Origin of the sequence: Leifsonia sp. T36S-04 (genome assembly GCF_042465655.1) — a bacterium.
Lineage (GTDB): Bacteria > Actinomycetota > Actinomycetes > Actinomycetales > Microbacteriaceae > Leifsonia.
On record NZ_CP146286.1, the window covers coordinates 3,077,827 to 3,094,959 of the forward strand.

Sequence of the window (17,133 nt, forward strand, 5' to 3'; positions counted from 1 at the left end):
AGTGGGCGCCCAAGGCTTCAGTTGCCGGCATGACTACCATTCTTCCTCGCCCAAATGGGCTCAGGCCGGTATCAAGCCGTGCATAGGGCGCCCACCTCAGCCGCCGACGCTGCCGCCCTCGCGGGCACCCGCTCCGCCGATACCCGCCTTGCCCGAGGTGCCGAAGCCGCCCTTCAGCGGGGCGCGGTCGCCCGGCGCCGCACCGGACGGAGCCCGCTGCACCACATCCGGTTGGATGTTGGCGCTGGTCCACGAGAAACCGCCGTCGCGCACGGGCGACCAGGATGCGACGCGACCGCTGTTCCAGAGCGCGCTGCCCCACAGGATCGGCCCGATCCACGGTGAGTGGTAGTGCCCGGGGTAGGCGTCGGATGACTCGCACAGCGACTCCGGGTCGTCGTTGACGTCGTTCCCGTCGGCGCGGAGCTTGTTCAGCTGCTCCGTCACGTCGGCGATGCAGTCCTCGCGCGTGCGGTACTCGGGGCGGCGGGCATCGTCAGGGAGGACGTAGTTGGTGCCGTCGCTCGCCTTCCGCACCGTTCCCTCGTCGTCGGCCGAGCATCCGGCGAGCAGGAGGGTCGCGGCGGCGACGGTCGTGACGCCGATGGCGACGCGCGGGAGGGCGCGGTTCGCCGCGGCGATGCCGCTGAGGGCGATGGGGCGTCGGCTACGCACGTCGGTCCTCCTCGATGTAATGGGGAACGAACTCGGCCAGGTCTCCGGTGATCGGGCCGCTCGTCTCGCGCAGGTCGATGCCGGCGGGGCTGTCGCCGACCACCCACGAACCGACCACGGCCGTCTTGCCCGGGATGGGCGCGAACTGCGCACGGCGCTGGTAGACGAATCCCTCGTCGCCGTACGGCCCGGGCTGCTCGGCGACGACCGCGCCGTCGCCACCGAAGACGGTGACGTTGGCCCCCTCGCGTCCCAGCCGCGGCTTGCGCACGAAGGGATCGCCGGCGAGCGCGGACGCGTCGGCGAAGGCCGGCAGCAGGTTCGGGTGGCCCGGGAACAGCTCCCACAGCACAACTAGCAGCTGCTTGTTGCTGAGCAGCAGCTTCCACATCGGCTCGACCCACTGCGTGGTCCCGCGGCTCTGCAGCAGGAAGCCGCCGAACTGCTCGTTGACCATCCACTCCCACGGGTAGAGCTTGAAGATGCGGCGCACCGGTTCGCCGTCGCCGTCGAGGAAGCGCGCGGAGTCCACATCCCACTGCAGGTCCTCGACGTAGACCAGCTTGGGGTCGAACCCGGCAGCCTGCGCCGTCTCGGCCATGTAGGCGACGGTCTCGAAGTCTTCGACGATGAGCTGCCCGTCGCCCGAGTCGTGCAGGGATGCGAGATGCAGCCGGGCACCGGGAGCGAGGCCCCAGCGGGCGCGGCGGATGTGCTCCCACTGCTCCACGAGCTGCTCGTGCAGCGAGTTGAACTGGTCGGCGCCGTCTCCGCGGACCTCGGTGAGCCACTGCCATTGGGCGACCGCCGACTCCACGAGGGAGGTGGGGGTGTCGGCGTTGAACTCCAGCAGCTTCACCGTTCCCGCGCCGTCGTAGGCGAGATCGAAGCGGCCGTACACGGTCGGGTCGTCCTGGTCCCACGACGCCTCAACGAGGTCGTGGAACCGCGACGGGATGCCGAACTCGGCGAAGCGCCGCTGGCGGACGACATGCTCCACCGCCTCCATGCACCGGTCGAAGAGCTCCTGCGTGGCCGCCTCGATGAGTTCGACCTCCGCCATCGTGAAGGCGTACGCGGCGGCCTCGTTCCAGTACGGCCGGCCGCCCTCGGACGGCAGGTCGTAGAAGGTGAACCCGATCTCGTCGAGCCGCGCGCGCCAGTCCGGCCGGGGCGTGGAACCTTCGCGCCGCATCGATCGCCCCTCACCGCCGGCCTCCGGCGCTCGTACCGAACCACAGCGTAACCGACCAGGAGGCCCACGCGGCCGCGGGTCTAACCTGGCGGCGTGAGCGCTTTCGAGACGATCGCCGACGGCGTCCATCTGGTGCGCGTCCCGATGCCCGGCGGCGGACTTCCGCACAGCCTCGCCTACCTCATCGAGGACGACCGCGGGCACCTGCACGTGATCGACCCGGGGTCGGCGACCGACGAGGCCGGCGCGGTGCTTCGGGACGCGGTGGATGCGCTCGGACGCGGCCCGTCGGACATCGCGCAGATCGTGGTCACGCATTTGCACGGCGACCACGCCGGTGGCGCAGCCGCCCTGCGCGCTTCCACCGGAGCCCCGGTGCTGATGCATGAGGCCGAAGCTGCGGCGGCTTCCGCGATCGCAGAAGGTCTGCCGTCACCCGCGCTGGAGGCGTGGGGCGTCCCGGAGGACCGTCGAGCCGAGCTCCGCGCTGCCGCAGGCGTGTCCACCGCTCCGTCGCTCCCCGCGCCCGACGGGCTGCTGTCCGACGGCGACCTGCTCGACGTGCCCGGGCGCAGCATCCGGGTCGTGTGGACGCCCGGCCACACCCCCGGCCACCTCTGCCTGCACGACGAGGATGCGGGTCTCCTCTTCACCGGCGACCACGTGCTCCCGACGATCAACTCGGGACTCGGCCTCGGCGGTCCGACAGCCTCCAACCCGATCGCCGACTACCTCGCGGGCCTCCGGCGGGTTGCCGCAATCAGCGGCCGGGCGCTCCCGGGTCACGAGCATCCCTTCACCGGTCTCGCTGAGCGTTGCGACGCCCTCGCCGAGCACCACCTACGGCGAGCGCGCGAGGTGGCCGCCCATCCCGACGGCACGGTGTGGGATGTCGCCCGCACCCTCACCTGGACCGGCGGCTGGGACGGACTGCGCGGCTTCACGCTGCTCTCGGCGCTCTCGCAGACCGCACTGCACCGCGACTTCGTCGCCCGCGGAGGCCTCGACGCGACCTGACGGGTCCGGTGGTCGCGCCGGCAGGCGCTAACGCAGGTCGGCCTCGATGGCCGCGGCGGCCTCGCGCAAGCGCGCACCGATGGCGTCCGCATCCACGTCGTTGGTCACGTAGACGACCGCCAGCGCGGCGACCGGCTGGCCGGGCGCCCGCACCGGCACGGCGATGGATGCGAGCCCGGCGATCACCTCGTCGTGGCTCGTCGCATAGCCGCGGTCGCGGGCGAGCTCGGCCTCGTCGCGCGCGTGCTCCCCCGGCAGCGAGCGCCACTGCGCGTCCGTCAGCACCGACTGGATCGCGATCCCCGGCGCGCCGGAGGCGAGTGGATGCCGTGTGCCGGGACGCTGCGCCACGGTCGCGTGGGCGTGGGCGGGCTCCACCGTCACCAGGGTCACGACGTCGTGGCGGTCGAGCACGGCGAGGAACGCGGTCATGGTCAGCTCGTTCGCCACTGCGGTGAGCTGCGGGAGCGCGACCGCCTGCAGGTCGCGCGAGACGGCGCGGGCGAGGGTCGCCATCCGCGGTCCGAGCTCGACGGTCCCGGCAGCGTCCCGCACCACCAGGCCGTGATCCTCCAGGGTCCGCAGGATGCGGTAGGCGATCGAACGGTGCAAGCCCATCCGGGAGGCGATCGCCGCGATGGTGAGCGGCTCGCCGGCGTCGGCCAGCAGCTCGAGCATCCGGATGCCGCGCGACAGCGTCTGCAGCGGGGGCGCGGAAGCTCCGGCGCCGTCGTCGATCGTGGGCATGTGTTCGATTATAGAAACGGTCAGCGAGCGTCGAGATGTTCGAAGAAGGACAGCACCGTCGGCAGCGCCTTGTCGGCGATGGTCCCGTGCGTGGCCCCGGGCACGGCGTCGTAGGTGACGTCGGTGCCGAGCGCCTTCTCGTGGCTGACGAACGCCGCGGTCGAAGTCGGCCGCACCAGCTTGTCGCTCAGACCCTGGGCCACCAGCAGCGGCACGGGCAGGGCGGTCCCGCCGGGCGTGTTCTGAGCGAGGAGGGTCGCCCACGGCTGGGTCGTCGCCGGGTCGGCCGAGACGAAGTGCCCGACGAGCGGCTGCGCGACCGCGTGCAGCGCCTTGTTCTGGGTGATGAGGCAGAAGTCGTTCATCGCGGGGAGTGCGGTAATGGCCTCCGGCGTCAGGATGCTGTCCAGCGGCGCGCCATAGACCTCCGAGTAGGCGGCGAAGGCGTACGACCCGATACTCACACCAGAGATGTCGCCGATGTCGGCGCGGAGAAGGGACGCCAGGTCGGTCGCGGGAGCCGCGACGGCGACGGCGCGGACGTCCAGCTCGGGCGCGTACTGCTTCCACAGTTGCGCCGCGAAGAGCGCCGACTGACCGCCCTGCGAGTGACCCCACAGCAGCACCCGGTCGCTCGCGGCCGAACCGAGCAGGTCACGGGCTGCCCGTGCGGCGTCGAGCACGTTCCGGCCGTCCGTCTCCCCGATCAGGTAGGAGTCCGGCCCGGGGACGCCCATGCCGGTGTAGTCGGTGGAGACCACCGCATAGCCCTGCTCGAGGAGGCTCGGGAGCCCCTCCATCCAGAGATACGGATCGACCGAGCGGGACGGTGCGCACTTCTCCGCACTGCCCGTCGTGGGGTGACCCCACGAGACCACGGTGCGGCCCCCGGCCGGCGCCTTGGCGTCCGGCACGACGAGCATCCCGCTGTTCAGGACGGGGCGACCCTGAAGGTCTCTGGAGCGGAAGAGGATGCGCCACGCGGTCGCACCCGGCGGAGCTCCGGGGGCGATCTCGCTTCGCACGACGGTACCCGGTGCGCCGGCCGCGCTCGGTGGGTCGTCGTAGAAGCGCCCGGTGTACGGGCGGGCGAGGAGGTCCTCCTCACCACGCACCTGCTGCGAGCACCCGGTGGCGAGAGTGGCCAGCGCGACGCCCAACGCGGCGACCACACCGGCGATCCTTCGCCGCCCTCTCCCCCGCATGCGCACACGCCATGGTGGCATGCCGGCCCCGGGTGCGGCGAGGTCGGGCCTCCGAGTCGGTGAGCGCGACTCAGGCCGGGACGGTCTCGCGAGTGTTGATCACATCCACTCGCGCACCGATGAACGAGTGCACGCTCTCGTGGATGTGGAACTGCGTGTGCGACAGCCGTGCGTCTCGAGCATGGAGCAGCGCCCGGGCGGCAGCGCGCCGCGCCCGCACGCGGCCGAGCGAAACGGCCGCTCCGACCAGCACGACGATCGCGAACGCCACGGCAGCGGCGTCGACGATCAGTCCGAGGGAGGGCGCGAGCGCGGCCGAGGCCAATCCCCACGCGCCGGTGGCCGCGACCAGCAGGGCACCCGCGGTCCACAGCGTCGGCTGCGCCAGGCGGAGCCGCGGCACCGACAGCAGGGCCCGCGCCTCGGCGGCCTCGCGCTCATGCTGGCGGCGGCGCTCCTTCGCCCAGTGCAGATCGCGCTCGTGGCGGCGGGCGAGCAGTTGGGCCTGGTCGTGGGCGCGGTTGTACGAAGTGGTGTGCACGATACGTCCTTTGCAGCGTTCGGGTCTTCCGCGGACCGGATTTCGGGTCCGGTTTCGCGGAGCTCAGGAGTAACTCGGGTGTGTGACAAGCGCGAGCATAGCCAGAAAGACCGTTCTGTGGGTCATTTGGAGGACATGGATTTGTACCCCAATCCGGGCGACACGGATACGGTCCACCCCGCGCTGTTATGGTGTGTTCTCGGGGTCCGAAAGGGGAGCGGATGCGCAAGCCGATAGTCATCGCTGCGGTCGCTGCGGGCCTCGTGATCGTGGTCGCCGCGGTCGGGTTCGGGCTGACCCGCCAGGGCGAACCGGGTCCGACCCCGAAAGCCGCCCCGACGCCGACCGCGACCGCCGACGCGCCCCGCGCTTTCGCATCCACTCGCCTGTACCTGGATCCGAACACCGAGGCCGCGGCCGCCGAGAAGCGTCTGGAGCTGCAGGGCGACACGGAGTCCTCCCTGATCGTCGGGCGCATCGCCGCGGTACCGACCGCTGTCTGGCTGGGCGAGTGGTTCCAGGGAGACCGCCTCGTGACCGAGCTGCGGAACGATGTGGCCGACGCCCGCTCCCAGAAGGCGACGCCGGTGTTCGTCGCGTACGCCATCCCGAACCGGGACTGCGGCGGCTACTCGAAGGGCGGGCTGGCGGCCGACCAGTACCTCCCGTGGATCCGCACCATCGCATCCACTCTGCGCGACAGCCATGCTGTCGTGCTGCTGGAGCCCGACTCGCTCGGCATGCTCTCCGACCCGAAGTGCGACGGCTCGGCGCAAGTCCGTCTGCCGCTGCTGAAGGCGTCGGTCGGCATCCTGGAGTCCGCGGGCATCGCGACCTACCTCGACGGCGGTAACGCCCGCTGGCTCTCTGCAGACGACCAGGCCGCGTGGTTGAAGCAGGCGGGCGTGGAGGGTGCGCACGGGTTCTTCACGAACGTCTCGAACTTCGACACCACGCAGCGCGAGCGCGACTACGCCGGACGGCTGTCGTCGAAGGTCGGCTGGAAGCACTACGTCATCGACGTCTCCCGCAACGGCAACGGCTGGACCGGAACCTGGTGCAACCCACCGGGCGCCAAGCTCGGCGCGGATCCGAAGGTGACCGAAGGCGACGGCGGCAAGCTGGACGCTCTCCTCTGGGTGAAGCATCCCGGCGTCAGCGACGGCACCTGCAACGGCGGCCCGGCCGCAGGCGTGTGGTGGCAGGCCGGAGCGGAGGCTCTGCTCCGCGGTGGGGCGGGATGAGCGGCGACGGCTGCTCCCGGCTGGCTGAGGCGTGCGCCGTGGTGGCGGCGCGGACCGCGTCGCCGAGGGAGTTCCTCCGTCGGCTCGGCCACGAGGTCGCGGGCGTGCGCCGCGGACTCTTCTGGCCCGTCGACGCGGGCAGCGGCGGCTCCAACCGGATCCGCGGCCGCGGCTTCCGCCGGCACGTGGATGACGGGACGGACGGTCAGGCCCGGCATTTCGCCGGGATGGTCGCCGTCGCCGCGCGGATCGGCACACGACCCACCCGGTGGCTGGCGATCCACGTCGGCCGGGATGCGCCGGACTCGGCCGACGGCCGGCTCACCGAGCACGCGCTCGACTTCGTCCGTCTCATACGGTCGGGCGAACTGGCGACGACGGACACGGACGCCTGGGTGCGGCGGACCATCTGCGAGCAGGGCAGCGGCCTCACCAGCCGTTAGTCCGCAGGCGGGAGGTGCGTCCCGCGGTGCACCTCCCACACCCGGGAGTGCCCCGGGGAGTCCGGGTCGTCGGTGATCGGCTGGTCTGCCATGAACTGCCGGATGATGTGGGCCAGCTCCCCCGAGTGACTGAAGTTGATCGCGTGCGCGGCGCCCTCGATCCTCACCAGCAGCACATGGTTGTCGGTCTCCGCGGCGATCTGCCGCACCCGCTCGTGGTGCGGCATCAGCGGGTCGCGGTCACCGAGCACGACCAGCGTCGGGACGTGCAGGTCGAGCAGACGCGCGAGCGACGGGTACTGGGTCAGCGCGCGGAACATCTTCATCGTGCTCGGGACGCCGAACCGCAGGTAATCGGGCGTGGCGACCCGCACCATCCGCGGTGGCTCGCGTCCACCGTCCCGTGCCAGCTGACCGATCGCACGGCGGAGCGGCTGGTTGTAGATCCCGCCGGCGGGCGAGACCAGCACCGCCCGCTCGAGCCGCTCGGGATAGTGGTGCGCGAATTCGAGGATGACCGGGCAGCCCATCGAGTTGCCCACCAGCGTCACGGTGCGGATCCCCCGTTCGTCGAGGAAGCGCGCCGCAGCGTGCGCCAGATCCGGGATGTCGAGGCCGGCCGACGATTTCCCGCTGCGGCCGAAGCCGGGGAGGTCGGGGACGAGGGTGTGGAAGTCGTCGGCGAGACGCTCAGCGGTCGGCAGGAGGTAGCGTCCCGACAGGCCGAAACCGTGGACGTGCATCATCGCCGGAGCGTCGGGCGGATTCGTGGACTCGCGGTAGAAGACGTCCACTCCGTCGACCGTCGTCCAGCGCTCCGCCAGGCTCGACGCCGGGCGTCTCGGAAGCCGCCTACCGGCGCTCGCCGTGCCCATGCCGCCGATCCTCCTCCGCCTGCCCCCTCCCGTGCAACGCAGTTCCGTCGAAGTGCACGTAGTGGCGCCTATTCGGACGGAATAGCCGCCATTACGTGCCCCTCGAAGCCGCGGTAGTCGCGGAGGCGCGGGAGGGAGGCGGTCGTCGCGGAGGTGTGGGCGCCGACCACGACGACGCGGGCACCGGATGCGACCGCGGCGAGCAGCCCCGCCTCCGCATCCTCGAACACCACGCAGTCGGCGATCGGCACGCCGAGGCGGTCGGCGGCGAGACGGTAGCCCTGCGGGTCGGGCTTGCCGCGCTGGACGTCCTCCGCGGCGACCAGCACCTCGGGCACGGGGACGTCGGCTGCTCGCAGCCGCGCGACGGCCAGGTCGCGCGGCGCACTGGTCACGATCGCCACCGGCGCTCCACCGGCGACCAGTCGCTCGATGAGCGCAGCGGCGCCCGGAATCTCCACGACGCCCTCGGTCCGCGTCAGCTCGTGGGCGACGAGGTCGCGTGCCATCCCGTCGCGCTCGGCCTGGGCCAGGTCAGGGAGGAAGTGCGCGATCGTGTCGGCCGCCTGGCGGCCGTGCGCGTACGCGAGAAGCGCGACGGGGTCGAGATCGCTACGCAGGCAGAACTCCGACCAGACGGATTCGACGACGGCTGTCGAGTCGACCAGCGTCCCATCCATGTCGAACAGGAACCCGGCCGCCTCGATCTCACCCACGCTCCGAGCATAGGAGACGCGGGACCGAGGCCGCCGGGCAGGCCGTCACACCAGGGCGGCCGAGAACCGCGCGGGGCGGAACGTCTCCAGCAGCGGCGACTTCTCTCCGGTCAGGATCTCGCGGGCGAGCAGCTCGCCCGCGATCAGTCCCACCGTGGCACCGCTGTGCGTGAAGGCGACGAAGTAGCCGGACACCTGCTCCAGTTCGCCGAGCACAGGCTCGCCGTCGCCCGGGATGGGCTTGCCGCCGATGCCGAAGCCGTCGAGCTCCAGCGCCGGGTGTCCGGCGAGGACGCGGGACGCCTCCTCAAGCAACCGGTCGACGATGCCGTCCGGGACCGTGACCGAGCCGTCATCGCCGACGACGAGCGACTCCTCCGACCAGGCCGAGTCGAGCGCGAGCGCTCCCGTCGGAGTGGGACGGACGGCGACGTTCGGCGTGTTGAGCACGGCTTTCAGCTCGGTCGCGACCGGCTTGGTCCAGACCAGGAGCGCCGTGGGGCTGCCGTCCTCGATGCGGATGCCGTGCTCGGCGACCTGCGCCGGCACCCCAGGACCGGTGGCGAGCAGCACGGCGTCCGCGTCGAAGCGCCGGCCGTCGGGCGTCACCGCGCCGACCGCGCGACCGTCCTCGACCACGACCTCGACGTGACCGGCGCCGGTGACCAGCTCCCCGCCGCGCGCGCCGAACTCCTCAGCGAGGTGGGCGATGAGCGACGGTAGGTCGACCCATCCCTCGCCCGGGTTGAAGATGCCTCCTTCCGAGGCGATCGCGGACGGGTCGACGCCCGGCGTGACCTCGGCGACGTCGTCGGCGGTGACCCAGCGGGCGTCGTAGCCGATGGACCGCTCGTGCTCGATGATCGGGAGGAAGGATTCGCCCTCCGGCGCCCAGGTCAGGCCGCCATCGAAGCGGAGGAAGTCCGAGACGTCCTCGCGGGCGGCGAGGGTGCGGTAGCGGTCGATGCCGAGCTGACGGAGCGCGTGGTACTCCGGCGAGCGCAGGCCCGCGGTGTTCAGCCACGAGAGCGAACGCCCGCTCGCGCCGTCGGCGAGCCCGCCCTCGGTGAGCAGCGTCACGTCGGCTCCCGAGCGGACCAGCTGCGTCGCGGTCGAGACTCCGAGCACGCCTCCGCCGATGACGACGACACGGGAACGGGTGGATGGTGCGGTCATGGTGCTCACTTTCGGTTCAGGGTGTGGATGGTGTCGATCAGTTCGAGGGCAGCGAGGCTGTCCCGCGGGTCGACCGGCAGTGGGGCGCCGTCCCGGAGGGAGGCGGCGAGTTCGCGGTAGAAGGCGGCGTAGTCGCCGGGGGCGAGGGTGACCTCATCGGGGTGGGCGTCGCTTCCGAGCCGGGCCGGTGCGGGCGCCCGTCCGAGATGCGGGTCGCCCGGACGCATCCCGCCGGCGAGCTGGCCCTCCTGCGGGTCGAGGCCCCAGGAGAGGAAGCCAGAGCGGCTCCCGAGCACCCGGAACCGGGGTCCCGCGATGGGTGCGACGGCACTCATCCACAGGTGGCTGGTGGTGCCGGCGTCGTGTTCGAGGACGACGAAGACGTCGTCATCCGCTTCACCGCCGCGGCGGTTGCGGACCTCCGCATGCTCGACCCGCGCGGGGCCGAACAAGAGCAGCGCCTGGTCGATCAGATGGGCGCCCAGGTCGAACAGGATGCCGCCGCCCTCAGCCGCTGCTGTCGTCGACTTCCAGGAGTCGTCGGCCGACGGTTTCCACCACTCGAACCGGGACTCGAAGCGCCGGACGTCGCCCAGCGCGCCGTCCGCGACCAAGCGGCGCAGCGTCCGGAAGTCGCCGTCCCACCGGCGGTTCTGGAAGACGGTGAACGGGACGGCCGCCGCCTGCGCGCGTTCGATGAGAGCCCGTCCCGATGCCGCATCCGGGGCGAACGGCTTGTCGACGACGGTCGCGACACCGGCATCCACGGCCGCCGTCGCGTGTGCCACGTGCCACGGCGTGGGCGACGCCACGACCACCAGGTCGAGACCCGGTTGCGCGAGCAGCGCATCCACATCGGGGACCGCCACCGCGGACGGATGGTCGGCGGCGAGCCTGTCGGCCTGCGAAGTGACGACCGCCGCCAGCTCGAACAACGGATCCGCTGCCAGGAACGGCGCATGGAAGACCCGCCCGGCGACGCCGTAGCCGATCAGGCCGACGCGCAGCGGACTCCCCTCGCTCACAGGACCTCCGACAGGAAGCGCTGCAGGCGGGGGCTCTGCGGCCGGTCGAACAGGTCGTCCGGCCGTCCCGCCTCCACGACGCGGCCTTCGTCCATGAACACGACCTGGTCGGCGACCTTGCGGGCGAAGTTCATCTCGTGGGTGACGACGACCATCGTCATGCCGCGACGGCCGAGATCGGCCATCAGGTTGAGGACGCCCTTCACGAGCTCGGGGTCGAGCGCGCTGGTGACCTCGTCGAAGAGCATCACCTCGGGCTCCATGGCGAGCGCGCGGGCGATGGCGACGCGCTGCTGCTGACCGCCGGACAGGTCGCGGGGCCGGTGATCCATCCGCTCCCGCAGACCTACCTCGGTCAGCCGCTCCTCGGCGACGCGCAGCGCCTCCGCCTTCGGCATCCGCTTCACACTGCGGAGCGCGAGGGTGACGTTCTGCAGGGCGGTGTGGTCGGGGAAGAGGTTGAAGTGCTGGAACACCAGCCCGATGCGGCGGCGCAGTGCGTCCGGCTTCGTCCCGAGGATGCTGGCGCCGTCGAGCAGGACGTCGCCGCTCTTGGGCTCATGGAGGCGGTTGATGCCGCGGAGCATCGTCGACTTGCCCGAGCCCGACGGGCCGATCACGCAGGTGGTGGTTCCGGGAGCGACCGAGAGGCTCACGCCGCGCAGCACGTCGATGTCGCCGTACGCCATCGTCAGGTCGACGAGGTCGAGCGAGGAGCCGCGGAAGTCCGGCGTGGTCTGGGCGGGGAAGGGCGAGGTGTACGTCATGTGTTGCTCCCGAGGGTGAGGGGCGCGGGCGGTTGGACCTCGTCGAGCTCGTCGAGTCCGCTCTTGGGCGGGGCCGCCTTGCGGCGTCCGGTGCGGAACCGGTTGTCGAAGTAGTTGACGAGATGCGTCAGCGGGACGGTGATGACCAGGTAGAACAGTCCGGCCAGCACGAGCGGCGACAGGTTGCCGGTCAGGACGGCGGCATCCTGGCCGACGCGGAACAGCTCCCGCTCCCCCACCAGCAGGCCGAGGAAGTACACGAGGCTCGAGTCCTTCACGATGGCGATGAACTGGTTGACGAGCGCCGGGAGCACGCGCCGGATGCCCTGCGGAACGACGACCAGGCGCATTGCCTTGCCGTAGCTGAGGCCGAGCGCGCGGCACGCCTCCAGTTGCCCCTTCTCCACGCTCTGGATGCCCGCGCGGAAGATTTCGCCGATGTACGCCGCGGCGATGAGGGACAGCGCCAGGATTCCCAGCGGGTACGGGGACGGCCCGAAGATCGCCTGCGAGAAGCGCGCGAACCCCTGGCCGATCAGCAGGATGGTGAGGATCGCCGGCAGGCCGCGGAACACATCCGTGTAGATGCGGGCGGGGATGCGCAGCCAGCGGGAGGTGGAGATCCCCATGACGGCGACCACCATGCCGAGCACGACGCCGATGATGGTCGCCGCGATCGAGATGATCAGCGTGTTGACGAGCCCGACGCCCAGCAGCTGCGGGAAGACCTGCAGCATCGAGGGGATGTCGAAGAAGGTGTGCGTGATGGTGGTGAGCCAGTCCATGGGGATCTCCTGTCCGCGTTACTTGCCGGGGGTCGGCGTCGCGGTCTGCTCCGCCTTCGGCAGGTACTGCGTGGGCATCGGCGAGCCCGGGAACCACTTCTGGTAGAGCGTCTTCCAGGTGCCGTCCTCCATAGCCGCGTGGAGGGCCTTGTTCAGCGCGTTCTTGAGGGCCGGGTTGCCCTTGGCGATGGCGAATCCGGCGGGAGCGTCGAAGGACGGGATGTCCTCCGCGTCCTTCAGCGCCGGGTACTGGGCGATGTAGCTCTTCGCGGCCTCGTAGTCGAGGAAGTGCGCATCCACCGACCCGCTGTTGATCGCCGAGACGGCTGCGTTGTTGTCGGGGAAGCGGACGAGGCTCGCCTTGGGGAAGTTCTTGACCGCGTACGCCTCCTGGAGTGTGCCCTGCACGACGCCGAGGCGCTTGCCGGCGAGGTCTTTTGCCGAGTCGATGCCGGAGGTCTTCGTGGTCAGCACGGTCAGGTAGCCGGCGAGGTAGCCGTCGGAGAAGTCGACCGTCTTCTTGCGCTCGTCGGTGATGCCGATGGCGGCGACGCCGACGTCGAACTGGTGGTTGGCGACCGCGGAGAGCAGACCGGAGAAGTCCTGTCCGGTGAAGACGGCCTTGCCGAGCTTCGCGCGCTTGACGACATCGGTGAAGAGTTCGACGTCGAAGCCGGTGAAGTTGCCGCTCGCGTCGGTGAACGTGTACGGCTTCGCGTCACCGAGGCTGGCGACGCGGACCGTGCCCGCCTCGATGAGCCCGTACGGGTTGTCCGTGGTGGAGGCGCCCGAGGCGCCGCCGGAACTGCAGGCGGCGAGGACCAGGGCGGCGGTGGCCGCGGCGGCCAGCAGCCCGGCCGGCCGGAGGAGGGTGCGTCGTTTCACTGCGGGGTCCAATCGTGTGGGGAGTGCCGACGTGGAGCGGGACGCGATCCTCGTCGATCTGCTTCTTGCTGAGACCGGTCTCTGGCGATTACGCTGAGACCGGTCTCAGTTGGTTTTCTGGGACGTTACAACACGTTTCCCGGTTACGTCAACACGGGAGACGCGAACAGGAAGGGTCCGCCGATGTCCCCACGCCCCGAGTCCCGTCGCGCCGCCACGGTGGCCGACATCGCCCGCGCGGCGAAGGTCTCGAAGGCAACGGCGGCCCGCGCCCTCGGCGACTACGGCCAGGTGAGCGACGCCGTCCGATCCCGCGTCCAGGCCGCCGCCGAGGAGCTCAACTACCGGCCGAATGCGCTGGCGAAGTCGATGAACACCGGCCGCTCGAACACGATCGGCGTCGTGGTCGGAGACATCGAGAACCCGTTCTTCGCCCACGCCATGCGCGGGATCTCCGACGTCGCCAGCAAAGCCGGTTACGACGTCATCCTCACCAATTCGGATGAAGACGTGGATGCCGAGAAGGCCGCCGTGGAGGTCCTGCTGGACAAGCGGGTGGATGCGCTCATCGTCGCGCCGGCCTCCTCCGCCCGCGTCGCCCACCTGGCGAACGTGGGGGCGGCCGGGCGGCCGCTGGTGCTGCTCGACCGCCGCGCAGACGGGGAGCACTACGACTCCGTGACCGTGGACAACCGCACCGCCGCTGCGCACGCGACCGCGGAGCTGCTCACTGAGGGGCACCGCCGCATCGCGTTCATCTCGACCCACGACCACAGCGCACCGGCCTACACGCCGGGCGACACCATCACGATGTCCAGCGTCGCCGACCGTGTCGATGGGGTGATGGAGGCGCTCACCGACGCGGGCATCCCGTCACCGGAGGACTACATCCGGCTCGATGCGCGCCGTCGGGGGGTGGATGTGGTCGCCCGCGAACTCCTCGGTGGCCCCGATCCCGTCACCGCGATCATCGCGTCCGACAGCCTGATCGCGATGACCGTGTTCCAGACGATCCGCACGCTGGGCCTGCGCATCCCGGAGGACGTGTCTCTCATCGCGTTCGACAACCCGGAGTGGACGAGCATCACCACGCCGCCGTTGACCGTCGTGGAGCAGCCGATCTACGAGCTGGGTGCTGCGGCCGCGCGGCTGGCGCTGCAGCGCATCCACGGCGAGCGGGTCGACGACGAGGCCGTCGTCTTCGACGCCCGGCTCGTGCGGCGCTCCTCCGTCGCGTCCCCCACCCCCCAACGGATTCGTCACGAATGAGCGCTTTGCCGCCACCGAACCGACCATTCGTCACGAATGTGCGCCCTGCCTTGGAAGCGAGATTCGTCACGAATGAGCGCTTTGCGCCTAGCAGAGCGACGATTCGTCACGAATGCGAAGTCCCCCGAGGGTTAGCGGCGGGGGTCGCGCGCGGCCTGGGCGGCGCGCAGGTCGCCGAGCGCGCGCTCGGTCTCGCGGTCGACGTGACCGCCGCGGGCGAGGATCGCCGCGGGCAGCCAGTCGCTAAGGACGAACCGTCGCCGCGCGATCGGCTCTCCTCCGACGGTCCGCGCCGGGCGGCGGACCCAGCCATGCTCCATACCCTGTGTCCATGTCGTGTTTGCCATGACTCATACGTTACGGACGTAAATATTCGGACACGAGGTGGCTTCAGGTCTATCTTCGCAAAGATTCGGCCACTACACTCGGGCGCATGATCCGATCCGTCGCGGTGCCCCTCATAGACGACTTCGCCATGTTCGAATTCGGCGTCGTCTGCGAGGTCTTCGGGCTCGACCGCAGCTACGCGGGCCTCGAGCCGTTCGACTTCCGGGTGTGCACCATCCATCCCGACGCATCGATTCGCAGTGCGGTCGGAGTCACGCTCACGGCCCCACGCGGGTTGGAGGCGATGGAGGATGCCGACCTCATCGCCGTGCCCGCCGCGACGGTGCGCGACGAGTATCCCGAGGAGTTCCTGGATGCGCTGCGCCGGGCATACGACCGGGGCGCTATCCTCCTCAGCGTCTGCTCCGGCGCATTCGCGCTCGGTGCCGCGGGCCTGCTCGACGGTCGTGATTGCACCACGCACTGGCGCTACTCGGCGGAGTTGCAGCGCCGATTCCCCGAGGCACGGGTCGACCCGGACGTCCTCTTCGTCGACGACGGCCGCATCATCACGAGCGCCGGCACCTCGGCGGGGATCGACGCCAGCCTCCACCTGGTCCGCCGCGAACTCGGCAGCGCCGTCGCCAACACGATCGCCCGCAACATGGTCGTCCCCCCGCAGCGCGACGGCGGTCAGCGCCAGTACATCGACAAGCCGGTCAGCGACTGCGAGAACGATACGTTCAGCGAGTTGCTCGACCACCTGACGGACCGGCTCGAGGAGGCGCACACCGTCGGCAGCCTGGCCGAACGGGTGCACATGTCGACGCGCAGCTTCTCGCGGCGCTTCGTGGCGGAAACGGGCGTCTCGCCCATGCAGTGGTTGACCACCCAGCGCATCCTGCGCGCCCGGCTGCTCCTGGAGACGACGGACCTGCCTATCGACGAGGTGGCGCGGCAGTGCGGCTTCGGAAGCGCCACGCTCCTCCGGCACCACTTCGACGCCGAGGTGGGCGTTCCCCCGACCCGCTACCGGGCGGCCTTCGCACGCGTGTGACGCCGGGGGGCGAGGTCGTCCCCGCGGTAGTGACGCAGGAGGCGCCGGTTCCGGATCGCGAGATCGACGCAGAGTGCGACGGTCGCCAGCCCGCAGAGCACGACCCCCCACGCGCGCGGGTTCTCGCCCTGGGTCGGGATCGCGACGGCGACGGCGACCGTGGCGATCAGCGCGAGAGCGGCGAGGAGGATGCCCACACCCTCTCTGCGCCAGGCCCGCGCCCGCTCCGAACGGTCTCCCATGACCGGGAAACTACTCCCCCGGCCGCGTGAACAAAAGCGGGATCTGCCGTGAACGGGAGCTGAATCGGCGGACGCGACGACGCCCCCGTCCGATTTTGATCAGTCGGGGGCGTCGCGTGGAAAAGTCAGTTCTTGAAGGCGTCTTTGATCTTCTCGCCGGCCTGCTTGATGTCGGCCTTGACCTGGTCACCCTTGCCCTCAGCTTCGAGGCGCTCGTTGCCAGTGGCCTTACCCGTGGCTTCCTTGGCGTTGCCGCCCAGCTTCTCGCCAGCGTTCTCGATCTTGTCGTCGAGTCCCATGGGGTCCCCTTTCGTTGTCCGGTACCCCACAGACGTTCCCACCCGTCTCGCGAGTGGTCTACCCCCGCCCAGCGACATCCCACCGCACGCTCAGGCGACTCGCGGCCACCGCGAGGAGCACCGGCCGGGCGCGCGACGGCGCCGGCTCCCTTTCAGTCGAGGTCGATGGCGTCTGCTGTGTCGCGCATCCGGCGGAGGAAACCGAGGACGATTCGAGCCTGCTCCGGGCCGAGGGATGCCGCAACCTCCGCGAGTTCCGGCCTCACATCCCCGATGGTGGCGCGCTGGCGTTCGTCCTCTGGAATGGTCGGGACGACGACGAGCGCGCGGCGGTCGACCGGGCTGGATTCCCGCCGGATGCGGCCGGCCTTTTCCAGCCGATCGAGCAGCGCCGTCACCGAGGAGCTCTGGATGCCGAGGTACTCGCCCAGCTCCTTCGGCCGGACCGAGCGCCCCGCCTCGTGCGCCCGCAGCAGGTATCGCATCGCCGCGATGTCGTTCTCGCTCCTGCGCCGCGCGCCTTTCGAGCGACGCCGCAGCGCGGCCTCCGCGACACTGAACGCGCGCAGAGCCTCGACGACCTCAGCACCGACGACCTCGGCGCCGACAACGTCCTGCCCACGGTCCCGCATCGGCGACCGCC

21 protein-coding genes are annotated in these 17,133 nt (G+C 70.7%); 5 read left to right on the plus strand and 16 right to left on the minus strand.

Going from position 1 to position 17,133, the window contains the following annotated elements; all coding sequences use genetic code 11:
* Window positions 1-96 precede the first annotated feature (96 nt).
* A complete protein-coding gene (locus P3F85_RS14985; RefSeq protein ID WP_374008645.1) occupies window positions 97-675 on the minus strand; it encodes a hypothetical protein in 579 nt (192 codons plus the stop codon).
* Window positions 668-1,870, minus strand: a complete 1,203-nt coding sequence (locus P3F85_RS14990) for a glutathionylspermidine synthase family protein (RefSeq protein ID WP_374008646.1) — start codon at window positions 1,868-1,870, stop codon at window positions 668-670. The genes P3F85_RS14985 and P3F85_RS14990 overlap by 8 nt, the downstream gene beginning before the upstream one ends.
* 93 nt (window positions 1,871-1,963) lie before the next feature.
* On the opposite strand from P3F85_RS14990, the gene P3F85_RS14995 reads away from it, so the two are divergent.
* On the plus strand, window positions 1,964-2,887 hold the full coding sequence (locus P3F85_RS14995) for an MBL fold metallo-hydrolase (protein ID WP_374008647.1): 924 nt from the start codon (window positions 1,964-1,966) through the stop codon (window positions 2,885-2,887).
* A 27-nt stretch (window positions 2,888-2,914) separates the two neighbouring features.
* Here the strand turns inward: P3F85_RS14995 and P3F85_RS15000 are convergent, their stop codons facing one another.
* From P3F85_RS15000 to P3F85_RS15010, 3 genes are all read right to left on the minus strand, one after another.
* Complete coding sequence (locus tag P3F85_RS15000; protein ID WP_374010950.1) at window positions 2,915-3,565, minus strand: IclR family transcriptional regulator; 651 nt, start codon at window positions 3,563-3,565, stop codon at window positions 2,915-2,917.
* A gap of 89 nt (window positions 3,566-3,654) precedes the next feature.
* Window positions 3,655-4,806: an alpha/beta fold hydrolase gene (locus P3F85_RS15005; protein WP_374008648.1), complete on the minus strand. Its 1,152-nt coding sequence runs from the start codon at window positions 4,804-4,806 to the stop codon at window positions 3,655-3,657.
* A 103-nt stretch (window positions 4,807-4,909) separates the two neighbouring features.
* On the minus strand, window positions 4,910-5,380 hold the full coding sequence (locus tag P3F85_RS15010) for a hypothetical protein (protein ID WP_374008649.1): 471 nt from the start codon (window positions 5,378-5,380) through the stop codon (window positions 4,910-4,912).
* Between the two features lie 221 nt (window positions 5,381-5,601).
* Here P3F85_RS15010 and P3F85_RS15015 point away from each other — a divergent pair, with 221 nt between their 5' ends.
* Window positions 5,602-6,624: a glycoside hydrolase family 6 protein gene (locus tag P3F85_RS15015; protein WP_374008650.1), complete on the plus strand. Its 1,023-nt coding sequence runs from the start codon at window positions 5,602-5,604 to the stop codon at window positions 6,622-6,624.
* The gene (locus P3F85_RS15020; protein ID WP_374008651.1) at window positions 6,621-7,067 is read left to right on the plus strand and encodes a hypothetical protein; all 447 of its coding nucleotides are present in this window, start codon (window positions 6,621-6,623) and stop codon (window positions 7,065-7,067) included. The genes P3F85_RS15015 and P3F85_RS15020 overlap by 4 nt, the downstream gene beginning before the upstream one ends.
* Here the strand turns inward: P3F85_RS15020 and P3F85_RS15025 are convergent.
* From P3F85_RS15025 to P3F85_RS15055, 7 genes are all read right to left on the minus strand, one after another.
* Complete coding sequence (locus P3F85_RS15025) at window positions 7,064-7,942, minus strand: alpha/beta fold hydrolase (protein ID WP_374008652.1); 879 nt, start codon at window positions 7,940-7,942, stop codon at window positions 7,064-7,066. The two genes, P3F85_RS15020 and P3F85_RS15025, sit on opposite strands and share 4 nt — an antisense overlap.
* A 68-nt stretch (window positions 7,943-8,010) precedes the next feature.
* Window positions 8,011-8,658 carry an HAD-IA family hydrolase gene (locus P3F85_RS15030; protein WP_374008653.1) on the minus strand — a complete coding sequence of 216 codons (648 nt, stop codon included), beginning with the start codon at window positions 8,656-8,658 and terminating at the stop codon, window positions 8,011-8,013.
* A 45-nt stretch (window positions 8,659-8,703) separates the two neighbouring features.
* The gene (locus P3F85_RS15035; protein WP_374008654.1) at window positions 8,704-9,834 is read right to left on the minus strand and encodes an NAD(P)/FAD-dependent oxidoreductase; all 1,131 of its coding nucleotides are present in this window, start codon (window positions 9,832-9,834) and stop codon (window positions 8,704-8,706) included.
* Between the two features lie 5 nt (window positions 9,835-9,839).
* The gene (locus tag P3F85_RS15040) at window positions 9,840-10,859 is read right to left on the minus strand and encodes a Gfo/Idh/MocA family oxidoreductase (protein ID WP_374008655.1); all 1,020 of its coding nucleotides are present in this window, start codon (window positions 10,857-10,859) and stop codon (window positions 9,840-9,842) included.
* The gene (locus P3F85_RS15045; RefSeq protein ID WP_374008656.1) at window positions 10,856-11,626 is read right to left on the minus strand and encodes an amino acid ABC transporter ATP-binding protein; all 771 of its coding nucleotides are present in this window, start codon (window positions 11,624-11,626) and stop codon (window positions 10,856-10,858) included. Before P3F85_RS15045 ends, P3F85_RS15040 begins: the two co-directional genes overlap by 4 nt.
* On the minus strand, window positions 11,623-12,411 hold the full coding sequence (locus P3F85_RS15050; RefSeq protein ID WP_374008657.1) for an amino acid ABC transporter permease: 789 nt from the start codon (window positions 12,409-12,411) through the stop codon (window positions 11,623-11,625). Before P3F85_RS15050 ends, P3F85_RS15045 begins: the two co-directional genes overlap by 4 nt.
* 18 nt (window positions 12,412-12,429) lie before the next feature.
* Entirely contained in the window at window positions 12,430-13,296 is an 867-nt protein-coding gene (locus P3F85_RS15055; RefSeq protein WP_374008658.1) for an ABC transporter substrate-binding protein, read from the minus strand.
* Between the two features lie 183 nt (window positions 13,297-13,479).
* Here P3F85_RS15055 and P3F85_RS15060 point away from each other — a divergent pair, with 183 nt between their 5' ends.
* A complete protein-coding gene (locus P3F85_RS15060) occupies window positions 13,480-14,565 on the plus strand; it encodes a LacI family DNA-binding transcriptional regulator (protein ID WP_374008659.1) in 1,086 nt (361 codons plus the stop codon).
* Between the two features lie 131 nt (window positions 14,566-14,696).
* Here P3F85_RS15060 and P3F85_RS15065 read toward each other — a convergent pair whose 3' ends face one another.
* Entirely contained in the window at window positions 14,697-14,912 is a 216-nt protein-coding gene (locus P3F85_RS15065) for a hypothetical protein (protein WP_374008660.1), read from the minus strand.
* Between the two features lie 86 nt (window positions 14,913-14,998).
* Between P3F85_RS15065 and P3F85_RS15070 the strand changes: the two genes are divergently transcribed.
* A complete protein-coding gene (locus P3F85_RS15070) occupies window positions 14,999-15,949 on the plus strand; it encodes a GlxA family transcriptional regulator (RefSeq protein ID WP_374008661.1) in 951 nt (316 codons plus the stop codon).
* Here the strand turns inward: P3F85_RS15070 and P3F85_RS15075 are convergent.
* The 3 genes from P3F85_RS15075 to P3F85_RS15085 form a co-directional block, all read right to left on the minus strand.
* Window positions 15,922-16,191 carry a hypothetical protein gene (locus P3F85_RS15075; RefSeq protein WP_374008662.1) on the minus strand — a complete coding sequence of 90 codons (270 nt, stop codon included), beginning with the start codon at window positions 16,189-16,191 and terminating at the stop codon, window positions 15,922-15,924. The genes P3F85_RS15070 and P3F85_RS15075 overlap by 28 nt on opposite strands.
* A gap of 125 nt (window positions 16,192-16,316) precedes the next feature.
* A complete protein-coding gene (locus P3F85_RS15080) occupies window positions 16,317-16,490 on the minus strand; it encodes a CsbD family protein (protein WP_374008663.1) in 174 nt (57 codons plus the stop codon).
* Window positions 16,491-16,642: 152 nt separating this feature from the next.
* The gene (locus tag P3F85_RS15085; protein WP_374008664.1) at window positions 16,643-17,122 is read right to left on the minus strand and encodes a MarR family winged helix-turn-helix transcriptional regulator; all 480 of its coding nucleotides are present in this window, start codon (window positions 17,120-17,122) and stop codon (window positions 16,643-16,645) included.
* Between the last annotated feature and the right edge of the window lie 11 nt (window positions 17,123-17,133).

What these genes read in the sequence shown, in the direction of transcription:
- P3F85_RS15085 (WP_374008664.1), bottom strand. Translation starts at nt 17,122, where the DNA reads ATGCGGGACCGTGGGCAGGACGTTGTCGGCGCCGAGGTCGTCGGTGCT.
- P3F85_RS15015 (WP_374008650.1), top strand. Translation starts at nt 5,602, where the DNA reads ATGCGCAAGCCGATAGTCATCGCTGCGGTCGCTGCGGGCCTCGTGATC.
- P3F85_RS15080 (WP_374008663.1), bottom strand. Translation starts at nt 16,490, where the DNA reads ATGGGACTCGACGACAAGATCGAGAACGCTGGCGAGAAGCTGGGCGGC.
- P3F85_RS15020 (WP_374008651.1), top strand. Translation starts at nt 6,621, where the DNA reads ATGAGCGGCGACGGCTGCTCCCGGCTGGCTGAGGCGTGCGCCGTGGTG.
- P3F85_RS15075 (WP_374008662.1), bottom strand. Translation starts at nt 16,191, where the DNA reads ATGGGAGACCGTTCGGAGCGGGCGCGGGCCTGGCGCAGAGAGGGTGTG.
- P3F85_RS15045 (WP_374008656.1), bottom strand. Translation starts at nt 11,626, where the DNA reads ATGACGTACACCTCGCCCTTCCCCGCCCAGACCACGCCGGACTTCCGC.
- P3F85_RS15070 (WP_374008661.1), top strand. Translation starts at nt 14,999, where the DNA reads ATGATCCGATCCGTCGCGGTGCCCCTCATAGACGACTTCGCCATGTTC.
- P3F85_RS15035 (WP_374008654.1), bottom strand. Translation starts at nt 9,834, where the DNA reads ATGACCGCACCATCCACCCGTTCCCGTGTCGTCGTCATCGGCGGAGGC.
- P3F85_RS15050 (WP_374008657.1), bottom strand. Translation starts at nt 12,411, where the DNA reads ATGGACTGGCTCACCACCATCACGCACACCTTCTTCGACATCCCCTCG.
- P3F85_RS15000 (WP_374010950.1), bottom strand. Translation starts at nt 3,565, where the DNA reads ATGCTCGAGCTGCTGGCCGACGCCGGCGAGCCGCTCACCATCGCGGCG.
- P3F85_RS15060 (WP_374008659.1), top strand. Translation starts at nt 13,480, where the DNA reads ATGTCCCCACGCCCCGAGTCCCGTCGCGCCGCCACGGTGGCCGACATC.
- P3F85_RS15065 (WP_374008660.1), bottom strand. Translation starts at nt 14,912, where the DNA reads ATGGCAAACACGACATGGACACAGGGTATGGAGCATGGCTGGGTCCGC.
- P3F85_RS14990 (WP_374008646.1), bottom strand. Translation starts at nt 1,870, where the DNA reads ATGCGGCGCGAAGGTTCCACGCCCCGGCCGGACTGGCGCGCGCGGCTC.
- P3F85_RS15025 (WP_374008652.1), bottom strand. Translation starts at nt 7,942, where the DNA reads ATGGGCACGGCGAGCGCCGGTAGGCGGCTTCCGAGACGCCCGGCGTCG.